The 13,551-nt window shown below is 61.8% G+C and carries 13 protein-coding genes and 1 pseudogene; 6 read left to right on the forward strand and 8 right to left on the reverse strand.

The annotated features are described in order from the left end of the window. The first annotated feature begins 42 nt into the window (after nucleotides 1–42). From phaeop14_RS12865 to phaeop14_RS12880, 4 genes are all read left to right on the forward strand, one after another. A complete protein-coding gene (locus phaeop14_RS12865; RefSeq protein ID WP_096789769.1) occupies nucleotides 43–1,062 on the forward strand; it encodes an ABC transporter substrate-binding protein in 1,020 nt (339 codons plus the stop codon). Between the two features lie 51 nt (nucleotides 1,063–1,113). Then, nucleotides 1,114–1,881: an ABC transporter ATP-binding protein gene (locus phaeop14_RS12870; RefSeq protein WP_096789770.1), complete on the forward strand. Its 768-nt coding sequence runs from the start codon at nucleotides 1,114–1,116 to the stop codon at nucleotides 1,879–1,881. Beyond that, nucleotides 1,874–2,725: an ABC transporter permease gene (locus phaeop14_RS12875; protein ID WP_096789771.1), complete on the forward strand. Its 852-nt coding sequence runs from the start codon at nucleotides 1,874–1,876 to the stop codon at nucleotides 2,723–2,725. The genes phaeop14_RS12870 and phaeop14_RS12875 overlap by 8 nt, the downstream gene beginning before the upstream one ends. Nucleotides 2,726–3,063: 338 nt before the next feature. Further along, the gene (locus phaeop14_RS12880) at nucleotides 3,064–5,280 is read left to right on the forward strand and encodes an NADP-dependent isocitrate dehydrogenase (RefSeq protein ID WP_193438275.1); all 2,217 of its coding nucleotides are present in this window, start codon (nucleotides 3,064–3,066) and stop codon (nucleotides 5,278–5,280) included. A gap of 108 nt (nucleotides 5,281–5,388) precedes the next feature. On the opposite strand, the gene phaeop14_RS12885 is transcribed toward phaeop14_RS12880, so the two are convergent. From phaeop14_RS12885 to phaeop14_RS12895, 3 genes are all read right to left on the reverse strand, one after another. After that, entirely contained in the window at nucleotides 5,389–6,087 is a 699-nt protein-coding gene (locus phaeop14_RS12885) for a gamma-glutamyl-gamma-aminobutyrate hydrolase family protein (protein WP_096789773.1), read from the reverse strand. After that, entirely contained in the window at nucleotides 6,084–7,103 is a 1,020-nt protein-coding gene (locus tag phaeop14_RS12890) for an amidoligase family protein (protein ID WP_096789774.1), read from the reverse strand. Before phaeop14_RS12890 ends, phaeop14_RS12885 begins: the two co-directional genes overlap by 4 nt. 126 nt (nucleotides 7,104–7,229) lie before the next feature. Further along, nucleotides 7,230–7,844 (reverse strand): LysE family translocator, encoded by a 615-nt coding sequence (locus phaeop14_RS12895; RefSeq protein ID WP_096789775.1) that lies wholly within the window; start codon nucleotides 7,842–7,844, stop codon nucleotides 7,230–7,232. Between the two features lie 208 nt (nucleotides 7,845–8,052). Here phaeop14_RS12895 and phaeop14_RS12900 point away from each other — a divergent pair. Beyond that, nucleotides 8,053–8,522 (forward strand): annotated as a pseudogene (locus phaeop14_RS12900) (hemerythrin domain-containing protein). Nucleotides 8,523–8,630: 108 nt separating this feature from the next. On the opposite strand, the gene phaeop14_RS12905 reads toward phaeop14_RS12900, so the two are convergent. From phaeop14_RS12905 to phaeop14_RS12925, 5 genes are read right to left on the reverse strand one after another with little or no spacing between them, the layout of a single operon-like run. Next, nucleotides 8,631–9,143, reverse strand: coding sequence for a GAF domain-containing protein (locus phaeop14_RS12905; protein ID WP_096789776.1), 513 nt, complete (start codon nucleotides 9,141–9,143; stop codon nucleotides 8,631–8,633). Nucleotides 9,144–9,172: 29 nt separating this feature from the next. Further along, nucleotides 9,173–9,919, reverse strand: a complete 747-nt coding sequence (locus tag phaeop14_RS12910; RefSeq protein ID WP_040182716.1) for an ABC transporter ATP-binding protein — start codon at nucleotides 9,917–9,919, stop codon at nucleotides 9,173–9,175. After that, nucleotides 9,916–10,761: an ABC transporter ATP-binding protein gene (locus phaeop14_RS12915; RefSeq protein WP_096789777.1), complete on the reverse strand. Its 846-nt coding sequence runs from the start codon at nucleotides 10,759–10,761 to the stop codon at nucleotides 9,916–9,918. Before phaeop14_RS12915 ends, phaeop14_RS12910 begins: the two co-directional genes overlap by 4 nt. Beyond that, nucleotides 10,758–11,660: an ABC transporter permease gene (locus phaeop14_RS12920; RefSeq protein ID WP_040175607.1), complete on the reverse strand. Its 903-nt coding sequence runs from the start codon at nucleotides 11,658–11,660 to the stop codon at nucleotides 10,758–10,760. Before phaeop14_RS12920 ends, phaeop14_RS12915 begins: the two co-directional genes overlap by 4 nt. Next, a complete protein-coding gene (locus tag phaeop14_RS12925) occupies nucleotides 11,660–12,703 on the reverse strand; it encodes an ABC transporter permease (protein ID WP_096789778.1) in 1,044 nt (347 codons plus the stop codon). Before phaeop14_RS12925 ends, phaeop14_RS12920 begins: the two co-directional genes overlap by 1 nt. A 166-nt stretch (nucleotides 12,704–12,869) precedes the next feature. On the opposite strand from phaeop14_RS12925, the gene phaeop14_RS12930 reads away from it, so the two are divergent. Beyond that, entirely contained in the window at nucleotides 12,870–13,487 is a 618-nt protein-coding gene (locus phaeop14_RS12930; RefSeq protein WP_040175608.1) for a helix-turn-helix domain-containing protein, read from the forward strand. Nucleotides 13,488–13,551: the final 64 nt, after the last annotated feature.

The raw sequence follows: 13,551 nt of genomic DNA on the forward strand, positions 1-13,551 counted from the left end.
GATTGGTCCGGAACGACAATCACGAAGAGGGAGGATTAAGACATGACCCATTGGACACGCCGCCGCACGCTTGCGGCCCTTGGCAGTGCGGGCGCCGTTGCGGGGCTGGCCACACCGGCGCTGGCGAGCAAGCGGAAAATCGTGCTGGGGGCATTGCGCTTCACCAGCCATTCGGCGAGCTTTATCGCGCAGGAACGTGGCTATTTCGCCGATGCCGGGCTGGATGTGGAACTGCGGTTTTTCCAGGCGGCCTCGCCGATGTCGGTGGCAATTGCCTCTGGCGATGTGGACTATGCGATCACAGCGATGTCGGGCGGTCTGATCTCCCTTGCCAATCGCGGCGCGATCAAGGTGATCGGCGGCGCCCTCTCGGAAGAGCCGGGCATTGACGGGCAGAAAATCCTGGTCTCCGATGCGGCCTATCAGGCGGGCATCACCAGCCCGGCGGCGCTGGAGGGTAAGAGCTTCGGCATGACCACGGCCGGATCATCCTTCCATTACATGGGATCACGTATGGCGCAGAAGGAAGGCGTGTCGCTGTCCTTCAAGCCGCTGCAAAAAGTCGGGGCCATCATCGGCGCGCTGAAATCCGGCCAGATTGATGCCTGGTCCATCGTGCCGCATATCGCGAAACCCCTGGCGGGATCGGGTGCGGTGCATATCATTGGCGATGTGGCGGACTATCTGCCCGACTATCAGGTGACGACGGTGTTTACCTCGGCCCAGAACGCCAGCGGGGAACAGCAGATGACCCACGATTTCCTGAGCGCCTACAGCCGCGGGGTGGCCGACTACAACGCCACCATGATCGACCGGGCCAGCGGTGATGCGGGCGTCGATCAGATGGTCGATCTGATCCACAAATATGTCTATGCCGACCGCCCCCGTGACAAAGCGGCCAAGTCGATCATCAACGGCACTATGCGCCTGAACGAAGGCGCCGCGATGAACACCAAATCGCTGGCGGATCAGCTGGCCTGGTTCCAGGCGGAGAAGCTGGTGGATGCCGATATCTCGCTGGAGACGATCATCGACCCCAGCTACGTCGACAGTATCGGCTAATTCTGCGGCCGGGGCGCCCTGCCCCGGCGAATCCTCTTGCGGAGCAACATCATGGATATTCGCCTGTCAGCGGTGGGTCATGCCTATGACAATGTCGCGGTGCTCAGCGACATCACGCTGGATATTCCCAGCGGCAAGATCGTCTGCATCGTCGGCCCCTCGGGCTGTGGCAAATCCACCCTCTTGCGGTTTATCGGCGGGCTGGAGCGGCCCGCGGCGGGCGAGGTGTTGCAGGTGGGGCAACCGCCGGAGGGCTGTCTCAATCCGCTGACATATGTGTTTCAGGACTTTGCCCTGCTGCCCTGGCGCACGGTCAGGGGCAACATCAGTCTGGTGCTGGAGGATCACGGCATTCGCGGCACGGCAGCGGCGCGGATCATCGACGATGTGCTGGCGCGCACCAAGCTAAGCGAATTCGCCGGGGCGCTGCCCAAGCAGCTGTCGGGTGGTATGAAGCAGCGGGTGGCGATTGCGCGGGCGCTGGCGGTGAACCCGGCAGTGATGCTGATGGATGAGCCGCTGTCGGCACTGGACAGTCAAACCCGTGAATTGCTGATGGATGATCTGGTGGCGCTGTGGACACGCACGCCCTTCACTGCGGTCTATGTCACCCATAACCTGGCCGAAGCGGTGCGGCTGGGCCATGCCATCGTGGTGCTGTCCCGCCGCCCCGGCCAGATCCGCGAGATAGTGCACCTGGACACTCCGTTGGCCGAACGCGCGTTCGGCGATGCGGATCTTGAACAAAAACAGAAATACCTGTGGCAGCTGATGCGTGACGAGGCGCGGGCGGCAGATGCGGAGCTGATGAATGTCTGACACCCGGATAGCCGCAGTCCAGCCTGCCCCCAGCACGGAAGCGCCCCACCAGCATGCGCCGGTGCGCCCAGTGCAGTTTCGCGGCGGCGGCTTTGCCCCGCGTGGGGCCCGCTGGGTGGGCGCGCTCGTTTTCGTGCTGTTGCTGGTGCTGGCAGAACTGGGCACCCGTCAGGGCTGGATCTCCAACCTGACCCTGCCGCGCCCAAGTGACGTGCTGGCCACATTGGGGGAGCTTTATGCCTCCGGCCTGCTGTGGACCCATGTCAGTGTCTCGCTGTCGCGGCTGGTGGTTGGCGCCGCCCTTGGGGCCAGTGTCGGCATTGGGGTCGGGCTGATGATCGGCCTGTTTTCCTATGTCCGCGCAGGGCTGGTGCCACTGGTGGCTGCGCTGTTCCCGATCCCGAAAATCGCACTGCTGCCGCTGTTTGTGATCTGGTTCGGCATTGATGAGGGGTCGAAATATGCGCTGATCGCCTTTGGCACGTTCACCCCCACCGTGGTGGCAACCTATGGCGCTGTGGACAATGTCGACCGGTCGCTGATCCGCATGGGGCAGAGTTTTAACCTGTCGTGGCTGTCGATTGTGCGCAAGATCGTGCTGCCGGGTGCGATGCCGGGTATCCTGTCCGGACTGCGCATTAGCCTGGCGATTGCCATTATCCTGCTGGTGGCCGCTGAAATGCTGGGCGCGGAACATGGCATCGGCGCGTATATTCTGGAGGCCGGATCGCTCTATGATCTGGAACGGTTGTTTGCCGGGGTTGCGATCCTGTCGGTGCTCGGCGTGGTGGTCAGCAGCCTGATCGGCCTGATTGAACGCCGCCTGCTGCGCTGGCGCAGCTGAGCAGGTCCCCGTTTTCGAGTCGCGGCAGGCCCGTGCTTGTTGCGGCTCCAAAACCGGAAAAACTGCCACTATAGGCAGCAAAACACCCCAATAATCTCAAAAGCGCGGCAATCTGCACCCTACAAAGGCGCTGCTGGCAATTGCGCCCGCGCGCCAGCTGATTTACACGGGGGGCCATATGAATGGCTGTTGTCCTTGCGGGCCGCCGGTCTGTCAGAGCAGATCTGACACAGAATGACCGCCCCCGCATCCAAGCTGGACTGCAGCACCCCGTCCATCCGGTGCAGCGCCAACCGCTCACCCAAGTTTCCGATATCGCTGAAAAAAGGTTGTGGAATATGGCAGAAAATTCGACCCCCGACATTTTGTATACCATCGTAGACGAAGCCCCCGAGCTGGCCAGCGCCTCGCTGCTGCCGATCATCCGCAGCTTTGCCGCGGCGGCAGGCGTCTCCGTCGGGACCAAGGACATTTCGCTGGCAGGCCGTATCCTTGCGACCTTCCCCGAAGCGCTGAGCGACACCCAGCGTCAGAGCAATGATCTGGCCGAACTGGGCCAACTGGTGAAAACGCCTGAGGCCAATGTCATCAAGCTGCCCAACATCTCGGCTTCTGTACCGCAGCTGACCGCCGCGATTGCCGAATTGCAGGCCCAGGGCTTTGCGGTTCCGGACTACCCGGCAGATCCTGCAACCGATGCGGAAAAAGAAATCCGCGCGCGCTATGACACCATCAAGGGTTCGGCTGTGAACCCGGTGCTGCGCGAAGGCAACTCTGACCGTCGCGCAGCCAAAGCGGTGAAAAACTTCGCCCAGAACAACCCGCATTCGATGGGAAAATGGTCCGCAGACAGCAAGACCAAAGTGTCGTCGATGCCGGGCAATGATTTCTATGCCAACGAAGTCTCCGCCACCATCTCTGCCGCACAGGCGGGTACCGCGAAGATCGAATTCGTCGGCAAGGACGGCGCGGTCACCGTGCTGAAGGACAGCTGGCCGTTGGAAGAAGGCACCGTTGCTGATGCCACCTTCATGTCGGCCAAGGCGCTGTCCTCCTTCCTGAAGGACGCGATTGAAGACACCAAAGCCGACGGCACCATGTTATCGCTGCACATGAAGGCCACCATGATGAAGGTCTCTGACCCGATCATCTTTGGCCACGCGGTGAAGGCATGGCTGGGTCCGGTCTGGGACAAATACGGCGCTGAAATCGAAGCGGCTGGCGGCTCCGCCAATTCCGGCCTTGGCGCGGTACTGGCGACCATTGATGGCCTGCCCAATGCGGACGCCATCAAGGCTGAGATCGCCGCATTGGACCGTCCGTCGATGTATATGGTCGACAGTGACAAGGGCATCACCAACCTGCATGTGCCGTCCGATGTGATCATCGACGCCTCCATGCCAGCGGTGATCCGCGCCGGCGGCAAGGGCTGGGATGAGACCGGCGCCAAGGGCGACACCAACTGCGTGATCCCCGATCGCTGCTATTCCACCGTCTATGACGAGACCATCAACTTCTTCAAAGCCAATGGCGCGCTGGATGTGACCACCGCAGGCTCCGTCGCCAATGTTGGCCTGATGGCGCAGAAGGCCGAAGAATACGGCTCCCACCCGACCACCTTTGAAGCGCCTGCCGATGGTACCATCCGCATCGTGCTGGCCAACGGCGAGACGCTGCATTCACACGAGGTTGAGGCCGGAGATATCTGGCGCTCCTGCACCGTGAAGAAAGCCCCGATCGAGAACTGGATCGAACTGGCGATGGATCGTCAGCGTCTGACCGGTTCCGAGGCGATCTTCTGGCTGGACGAAAACCGCGCCCATGACGCTGAGCTGATCAAATATGTGAAGCCCGCACTGGATGCGGCTGGCAAATCCGACCTGTTCCAGATCATGGCCCCGCGTGAGGCGACCGCCCAGTCGCTGAAGACCATCACAGCAGGCAAGGACAGCATCGCCATCACCGGCAACGTGCTGCGCGACTACCTGACCGATCTGTTCCCGATCCTGGAACTGGGCACCTCGGCCAAGATGCTGTCGATTGTGAAACTGATGAACGGTGGCGGGTTGTTTGAAACCGGGGCCGGTGGCTCTGCGCCCAAGCATGTGCAGCAGCTGGTGGAAGAAAACCACCTGCGCTGGGACTCCATGGGTGAGTTCTGCGCCTTGGGTGAATCACTGAACTTCCTCGCCGACAGCAAAGGCAACGCCAAGGCGGGCGTGCTGGGTGCCGCCGCCGAGGCCGCGACACAGGGCATTCTGGATCACAACCACTCGCCCTCGCGCAAGGTGGGTGAGCCGGACAACCGCGCCAGCCACTACTGGTTCGCCCGTTACTGGGCCGAGGCGCTGGCCGCACAGGGGGATGACGCCGAGCTGGCCGCGCATTTCGCTCCAATCGCCGCTGAGCTGGCCGCCAAGGAAGAGGAGATCCTTGCCGAACTGGCAGAGGTGCAAGGTCAGGCTGCGGATCTGGGCGGTTATTTCCACACCGATCCGGTGAAAACCGCCGCTGTCATGCGCCCCAGCGCCACGCTGAACGGCATCATCGGCTGACCACGTGGCTGCGTGACCGGGCGACATACTGCCCCTAAACCATAAAAAACGCCCGGAGCGATCCGGGCGTTTTCTTTTGTCATCAGGCTGTTAAGCCCGTGTCAGACATCAGCCCGCACAGCGCATCTGATCTGCTGGTGTATCCCGTTTGGATCTGGCGGCAGCAACCAAGGCGCGAAACAGATTGAGATGTGCCGCGCGGTAGAACAGATGCTCCGGGTGCCACTGCACACCAATCGCAAAACGTCGCCCCGGATCCTCAACCGCCTGCACCATGCCGGACTGATCGCGCCCGGTGACCCGCAGCCCCTGCCCCAAATCGCTGACGGACTGGCTGTGCAATGCGTTGACTTTGAGCCTGGGCACGCCCAACACCCGGCGCAACACGCTGTTGTTGGTAATGGTGACCTCTTTGCGAGGCAGAACCGTTTTGTAATTCTGCTGACCATAGAAGGCGTAGGCGTCCTGATAGAGCCGCCCGCCGCGCGCCACGTTCAACATCTGCGCGCCGCGACAGATCCCCAAGAGGGGTACATCCTGACGCGTCGCCTCGCGCACGATGGCTGCCTCCAGCGCGTCGCGGTCAGGATCCAGCCGGACCTCAGGCATGATCTGACCATCATACAGTGTTGGCGCAATGTCATCACCTCCGCCAATGACCACGGCATCCACTGTAGAGAGATCCGCCTCACGGTTGCTTTGCCAGCGGACAGCGTGGCCACCTGACAGCCAGATATTGAGAGCCATCAGTGGAAAAATCCGCCATCCGCTGCGGCGCGAGACTGTCACGGCAATCCGCGGTTTCATGCAATGCCCTCCCGGCCTGAAATGCCGAGGATATCTGCCGCGTGTTTGGCCCATTCCCGGCTCATCAACTGTTCGCTGCGCGGTCGCGCCTGCCAGCCCTCAATCAGTGCTTTTAGCCGCCCATCGCGGGCGATCTGTTCTACCTCGGCCCAGCGGTTCCACTCACGGGTGATCGACCAGTCGGGATCCCCCAGACGGCAATCAGGCAATCTGTAATGGTAGGCAGGCCGCGCGGCGGTTTTGTCTCCCTCCCCCAAGGCTGCACGCACGCGTTCCGGGGCATAATCCGCAAGCAGCGGCAGCAAATCCAGCGCGTGATTGCGATCGGCGGCATGTTCAAGATAGAGGCGGAGAAGGTCGTCCATGGTCTGCGGAGGGGACGCACATAGCGCGTCTACCAAGGCCCTGGGATAGGGCGCGATGAACGGCTGCACACGGCGCGACAGGTCGATCCCCGGCATTCGGCGTAGCAGCGGTTCCAGCAGCGCAAAGGACGTCAGCACCGGCCCGATATGCTCAGCCGTCATATCGGCAACTTCCACATTCAGATGCACGCCAAAGCCGTTCAGCACACCGTCCTGCGTACCCGTGGCCCCGGCCTCTGCCAATCTGACGCACAGCTGATCCAGCTGCGACAGCTGCGACTGTTTCAGCGGCGGGGTGACGATTTCGACCGGGATCAGCGGTTCCGCCATGGCGACCAGCGTTTTGCCGAGGCCCGGTTTGCTGCGATAACGGCTGTCGAGATAGACCTCTACATTGCCCAGCGCCGTAGCTGCGACATGCGGGTTTGGCCCGTCAGCGCGGTCCTGAGCTCGGATCTCGCCGCCAAGTTCACGCTGCACGATTTTTTGGGCGTGCGTAGCGGAAAGGCCGCCGAACTCAATCTCGACGCCCACCTTGCGGGCCGCTGCAGATCTGCGCGCCTGCGGCGCCTGCGGCAGGGGGGCTGCGATCACGTCCGATGCGCCACCAGCGGCACAGCCCATCTCGCCTTTCAACTCGCTTTCACCCATGTTTGGCTCCGTTGTCGCTCTCTGGCTCAACGTCACCGCTCTGAAAATGTTCCGGATTGCGCCATGTGCCCCGACCGGCGAGGTCTCCTTATATGACCCTACCGGGGCGGCTGAGCGCGCCGCACCTCACAGCAGCAACATCCACAAGGCAACACCGGCCAGCAAAAGCGCAAATCCCCGGTTGAGTTGCCGTGCGCGCAGATCGCGGGAAAACTGTCGCGCCAGCCCGTCGCCGATCCAGGTCCAGATCGAGAATGCCACCAGATTGTTGAGAGTGAAAATCAGCGTGACGGCCAGCACCGGCGCCAGCGCGTCCCTATCAAGGCTCACCGCCCCCGGAGGTGTGAGAAACTGGCTGAACATCACTGTGATAATCACATAGGCTTTGGGGTTGAGCAGCAGCAGGACGACACCATCTCGAAAGCGGGCCGGACGGGCCTGAAGCTCCGCCTGCAGCCCACCGGCGCGCCACAGGCCACATGCGATCCACAGCACATACCCCGCGCCTGCCATCTTCAGCCAGGTGAACGCCTCCTGCGCCACCGCCTGAGCCGCCAGTGCGCCGGATCCAATCAGCAGCGTCACCGCAGCCGTGGCGATATGGTAACCCGTTGTCGCAGGCAAGGTCGCGCGAAAGCCAAACCGCGCACCATTGGCCGCAAAAAACAGATTGCCCGGTCCGGGGCTATAGGCGAGCGGGAACAAAAACAACAACAGCGCCAATACCATATCCAGTGTCATCTTTGTGGGTCCTCTGCCAGCCTGCCGGTCCCAAATAGGGCAAACCCTGCAGCGCGCGCGACCCGGAACCTGCGCAATCCTGCGGCGCGATTGACCGCATCAGGAACACTCTGTCCGGTTGCGGCGTTTGTTCATCAGAGAGCCGCCGAACCTTGCTCCGGCAAGGCCGCCGCGCTGTTCAACTGATCCCGCCAGACTGGAGCTTCCAATGCCGACAATTTACGATGCGATTAAGGACGACCATGATACCCACCGCAACTGCTGACCTCCATTCAAGACAGCAAGGTCGAGGCGCGTGGAGCCCTGTGGAAACGGTTTTACGAAGACGTCAAAAGCCACGCGGCCGCTGAGGAGGAGACGTTCTATTCCAAACTGATCAGCCAAACCTGGGGTCAGGACGCGGCCCGCCATTCCGTACATGAGCATCAGCAGCTTGATGATCTGATGGAGGAGCTGAATGTGATGAAGATGTCCTCCGACCTCTGGATGACCAAATTCGAACAGCTGAAGCATGAGTACGAGCATCACATGGATGAGGAAGAAAACGAGGTCTTCACCCGCGCCAAAGAGGTGATTTCTGACGAGGATCTTGAGGGCTACGGTAACCGCTTCCAACAGCGCAAGGACGAGGAACGCGGATTGATCGACGAGAAACGCGAAGACAGTCTGGAAGACTGACCCGCCGACCGGGAACCCGCTTTCTGCACCCTGCGCGTATGGGACAACAGACCATAGAGAGGCCGCCGACGCGCGACCTCTTTTTTTGTTTGTTGCGCAGGGGAGAGGTTACAGCTGCCGGGCCAAGGCCAGCGTCGCCATTGCAGGCAGGGTCAACAGGGCCTTTGCCGCTTCCACCCGTGCCTCTGTGTAATACTCCGGCTCATGCAGAATATTGATGGTCGCGGCAAGTTCACCCCCGATCAGCACCGGCAGGTTGATCACCGATCCGCAGCCCAGCTCCCCGATCAACTCCGCATCTGGGAAGACCTGATCGATCTCTTCCAGCGTATTGGCAACAAAACAGCGGTGCTGGCCATGGACGATCTCGAACCAGTCATTCAGCTCAATCGGCTTGGTGCCGGAGGTCGGATAGTTCTCGGGATCATCGGTATAGGTGCGGCAGGCCAGCATGGCTGCCATATCCACGGTCATGACCGTGAACAGCTTGGCCCCAACCGTGGCTTTGGTCAGCGCGCAGAGCGCGTCATAGGCCGCCTCGGGGTCGGTGGCAGCAGCGAGCGTGTCGGTGAACTGGCGCAGCGCCTCTGCAAAATCTTCCGGCAGTCTGTCGTCGGGCATTCGGGTCGATCCCTTCTCTCGGGTTAGTGTCACGCGCACGGCTCCGCGCCACCGCTGGCAGCATAAAGCTGCTGCGTATAGGCATCGCTGAAGGCACCGTCATGCAGCGCCTCAGCCGGGGCGATCTCAACAATACGCCCCTTGTTCATCACAGCCATTCGGTCACACATGAAGCTGACGACCGGCAAGTTATGCGTGACCATCAGATAGGTCAGCCCCTGATCGCGGCGCAGCGTCTTCAGCAGGTTCAGGATTTCCGCCTGCACCGAGACATCCAGCGCCGAGGTCGGCTCATCCAGCAGCATTACCTTGGGATCCAGCATCAGGGCGCGCGCGATGGCGACCCGCTGACGCTGCCCACCAGACAGCTGATGCGGATAGCGGAACCGGAACCGCTGGTCGAGGCCAACTGCCGCCAGCATCTCTGCGACGCGGGCGTCGCGCGCCCCGATCCCATGCACCCGCAAGGGCTCCCGCAGCACCCAGTCGACCGGTTTGCGCGGGTGCAATGAGCCATAGGGGTCCTGAAACACCATCTGGCAGGTTCGCGAAAACGCGCGGTCAATACCGTGGCTGCGTGGCTGGCCCAGCACCGAGATGTCCCCTGTCCAATCAGGGGCGAGCCCCGCGATGGCTTTCAGCACGGTGGATTTTCCGGAACCGCTTTCCCCCACCAGGGCAAAGCTTTCCCCTTCGGCGACGTCGAAACTGACGTCCCGCACCACCTTGGTGTCGCCATAAGAAATATCGAGGTTTCGCAGAGAGATCGCGGTCATGTGCCACTCCAGCCTTGTCGGTCGAGCACCGGCAGCGTGTCGCGGGTCTCTTTCATGCGGGGCACCGCCGCCAGCAGCCCTTGGGTGTAGGGGTGGCTGGCCTTATGCAGGTCCGCGGCGGCGCAGCTCTCCACCACGCGGCCGGCATTCATCACCATGATCCGGTCACAATAGCGCGCCACCAGATTGAGGTCATGGCTGATCAGGATGAGGCCCATCCCCTTGTCGCGCACCAGATCATCAATCAGATCCAGTACCTGCGCTTGCACCGACACATCCAGTGCCGAAGTCGGCTCATCCGCGATCAACAGATCCGGGCGCGGGATCAGCATCATTGCGATCATCACCCGCTGCCCCATGCCACCGGACACCTGATGCGGATACATCTGGGCGACGGCCTCCGGGTCATTGATGCGCACCGCCTCCAGCATCTCCAGCACGCGGGCGCGGGTGTCGCGGCGGTTCAGCCGCTCGTGAACATCCAGCGCCTCAGCGATCTGTGCACCGATGGTCATCACCGGATTGAGCGAGAATTTCGGGTCCTGCATGATCATCGAAATCCGTGCGCCGCGCACGCCGCGCATCTGGCGCTCGCTAAGGGTTTGCAGGTCCTGCCCCTCCAGCGTCAGCCGATCCGCCGTCATCCGACCCGGATTGCGGATCAGCCGCAGGATGGCGCGACCGGTCATGGATTTGCCGGAACCACTCTCGCCCACGATACCAAGGCGCTCGCGGCCCAGGGTCAGGCTTAACCCCTTGACCACCTCAACCCGACCCTTGGGGGTCGGAAAACTGACGCGGAGGTTTTCCAGCTCCAGCAGTGGCGCGCGCACATTGCTCATGATTTGCCCCCCTGTTTCGGGTCCAGCACATCGCGCAAGCCATCGCCAAGGAAACAAAAGCCGAGGCTGACCACGATGATCGCGATACCGGGCATGGTCGCGACCCACCATTGGTCCAGAATAAACACCCGCCCGCGCGAAATCATCGCGCCCCATTCCGGCAGCGGCGGCTGCGCGCCGAGGCCCAGAAACCCAAGCCCTGCCGCTGTCAGAATGATTCCCGCCATGTCCAGCGTCACCCGCACAATCATCGACGACGTACACAGTGGCAGCACATGCTGCAGGATAACGCGGCTGTGCGAGGCCCCCAGTAGGCGGGTGGCCGCAATGAATTCTGCGTTTCGGAAGGTCAGCGTTTCGGCCCGTGCAATGCGGGCATAGGCGGGCCACGCGGTGATGGCGATGGCAATGATCGCGTTTTCGATCCCCGGCCCCAGCGCCGCAACGAAGGCCAGCGCCAGAATAAGCTTGGGCATGGACAGGAACACATCGGTGACGCCCATCAGGATCCGGTCGGTCCAGCCCCCGAAGTAGCCCGAAACCGCCCCGATGATCAGCCCCAGCGGCGCCGAAATCACCGCCACCAGAGCGACAATCATCAGCGTGATGCGCGCGCCGTACACCACGCGGGAAAAGATATCGCGCCCCAGCTCATCCGTGCCCATCCAGTTGGCCCAGGAGGGCGGCAACAGACGGGAGGTCAGGTCCTGCCCCACCGGGCTTTGCGGCGCGATCCAGGGCGCAAAAGCCGCTGCCAGGATAAGGACGGTGATGATCACAGCCCCCAGCACCGCCAGCGGGTTGCGCATCAGCGCAAGGATCATGCGATAGGCGCGCCCTGCGGTGGCCTGGGTCCGTGTGGCGGGCGAGTCGTCCAGCAACCAGTCGCGGCTCAGCATCACAGGCTCCTTGGGTCGAGAACCCGGTACAGCACATCCGAGATCTTGTTGATGAAGATGAAGACCGCGCCGATCACCAGTGTTGAGCCAAGAACGGCATTCATATCCGCATTGAGCAGCGCCACAGTGAGATAATTGCCGATGCCGGGCCAGCTGAACACCGTTTCAATCATCACCGAACCTTCCAGCAGCGCCGCATAGGAAAGGCCAATCACCGTGATCAACGGCACCCGGATCGGTTTGAATCCATGCACCCAGATCACCTTCCATTCCGGCACGCCTTTGACGCGGGCGGTGGTGATGAATTCCTGGCTCAGCTGGTCCAGCATGAAACTGCGGGTCATCCGGGCGATATAAGCGAGGCTGAAAAACCCGAGGATGGCCGCAGGCAACACCAGATGCGAAAGCGCGTTCCAGAACACCTCTGTGTCGCCAACCAGCAGGCTGTCGACCAGCAACAGGCCAGTGATCGGATCAATCAACCCATCATAAAAGATGTCGACCCGCCCCGGCCCGGCGACCCAGCCCAGACCCGCGTAGAACACCGCCAGACCAACCAGCCCCAGCCAGAACGCGGGCACCGAATAGCCCAGAAGCGCAAAGACCCGGATGATCTGATCGACCCAAGTGCCCTGCCGCGCGGCAGCCCAGACACCCATGGGAACCCCCATAAGCACACCAATCATGATGCCGAGCGTGGCCATTTCCAGCGTGGCGGGAAACACCCGCGCAAGATCGGACACGACGGGCCGGTTGGTGGAAACAGAGCGCCCCAGATCGCCCTGAAAGACGTCCGCCACATAGGCGAAAAACTGCACCACCAGCGGACGATCCAACCCCATGGCAACCCGCGCCGCCTCGTATTGGTCCTGAGTGGCGCGATCTCCGACCACTGACAGAACCGGGTCAATCGGCACCACACGGCCAATAAAAAACGTGATTGCCAGAAGGCCGAGAAAGGTCAGCGTCGACACGATGGCAAAGCCCGCAAGCCCTCGTCCCCAGCGCAGAACTGCGCGTCTCGTTGTTCCTGTGCTGGTCAAGATACCCTGCCCTTTCACATAGCCGAAGCCGACGATTCACGACCGCAGACACACCGGCACCTTGCCTACGGGCATAAATATTTTTTTTCGTAAAAGCAAAAATTTTTTGCTTCACAATAATTTTTTTCCTAAGCTGATTAAAAGCCATCCAGAATGAGAGCCGCCGATGCCCCAGACCACCGCCCCCCAGAAAACGGCGAAGACCCGCAGCAGCGCAGGTCCGATGCTGGGCGCGTTGATCCGCAAGCGGCGCAAGCAGATGGGGCTGACGCTTCAGGCGCTTTGTGATGTGTCCGGCGTCTCAGTGGGCTATCTGAGCCAGGTGGAGCGCGACAATGCCACCCCAACGCTGGGCACGCTGGCACAGATCGCGTCAGCGCTGGAGGTGGGGCTGGAGTATTTCATCGCCACGCCGAAACCCTCGGACGCGGTGACACGGGCGATGACGCGGACGCAATTCTCGCTGGCGGGCTCCTCCATTACCTATGAGGCGCTTGGCGCCCAGTTTCCGGGCGCGGAGCTGTCCAGTTATATTCTGCATGTGCCGCCCGGATATGTCTCTGAGGAGGTCAGCCACGAGGGCGAAGAGATGCTCTATGTGCTGGAGGGGGAGATTGATCAATCACTGGATGGACAGGTGTTCCGTCTGCGGGTTGGGGACAGCCTGCACTACAGCGGCCTGACCTCCCATTCCTGGAGCAATCCCACCGACCAGCCGGCGCGGCTGTTGTGGACCGGCACACTCAGCGTTTTGCACAGCACCAACACCCCCAACCTGCCCTGACCGGGCAGCTGCGGCAGGCCGGTCCTGCGGGGGCGGTCGTGGCCGATGGATACCAATGAACCAA

Origin of the sequence: Phaeobacter piscinae, from assembly GCF_002407245.1 — a bacterium.
In the GTDB taxonomy this organism is placed as follows: Bacteria; Pseudomonadota; Alphaproteobacteria; order Rhodobacterales; family Rhodobacteraceae; genus Phaeobacter; species Phaeobacter piscinae.

Coding starts and splice junctions, on each gene's coding strand:
- phaeop14_RS12890 (WP_096789774.1), bottom strand. CDS start 7,103: ATGGGTGAAAGCGAGTTGAAAGGCGAGATGGGCTGTGCCGCTGGTGGC.
- phaeop14_RS12885 (WP_096789773.1), bottom strand. CDS start 6,087: ATGAAACCGCGGATTGCCGTGACAGTCTCGCGCCGCAGCGGATGGCGG.
- phaeop14_RS12895 (WP_096789775.1), bottom strand. CDS start 7,844: ATGACACTGGATATGGTATTGGCGCTGTTGTTGTTTTTGTTCCCGCTC.
- phaeop14_RS12930 (WP_040175608.1), top strand. CDS start 12,870: ATGCCCCAGACCACCGCCCCCCAGAAAACGGCGAAGACCCGCAGCAGC.
- phaeop14_RS12865 (WP_096789769.1), top strand. CDS start 43: ATGACCCATTGGACACGCCGCCGCACGCTTGCGGCCCTTGGCAGTGCG.
- phaeop14_RS12875 (WP_096789771.1), top strand. CDS start 1,874: ATGTCTGACACCCGGATAGCCGCAGTCCAGCCTGCCCCCAGCACGGAA.
- phaeop14_RS12910 (WP_040182716.1), bottom strand. CDS start 9,919: ATGACCGCGATCTCTCTGCGAAACCTCGATATTTCTTATGGCGACACC.
- phaeop14_RS12915 (WP_096789777.1), bottom strand. CDS start 10,761: ATGAGCAATGTGCGCGCGCCACTGCTGGAGCTGGAAAACCTCCGCGTC.
- phaeop14_RS12870 (WP_096789770.1), top strand. CDS start 1,114: ATGGATATTCGCCTGTCAGCGGTGGGTCATGCCTATGACAATGTCGCG.
- phaeop14_RS12920 (WP_040175607.1), bottom strand. CDS start 11,660: ATGCTGAGCCGCGACTGGTTGCTGGACGACTCGCCCGCCACACGGACC.
- phaeop14_RS12905 (WP_096789776.1), bottom strand. CDS start 9,143: ATGCCCGACGACAGACTGCCGGAAGATTTTGCAGAGGCGCTGCGCCAG.
- phaeop14_RS12880 (WP_193438275.1), top strand. CDS start 3,064: ATGGCAGAAAATTCGACCCCCGACATTTTGTATACCATCGTAGACGAA.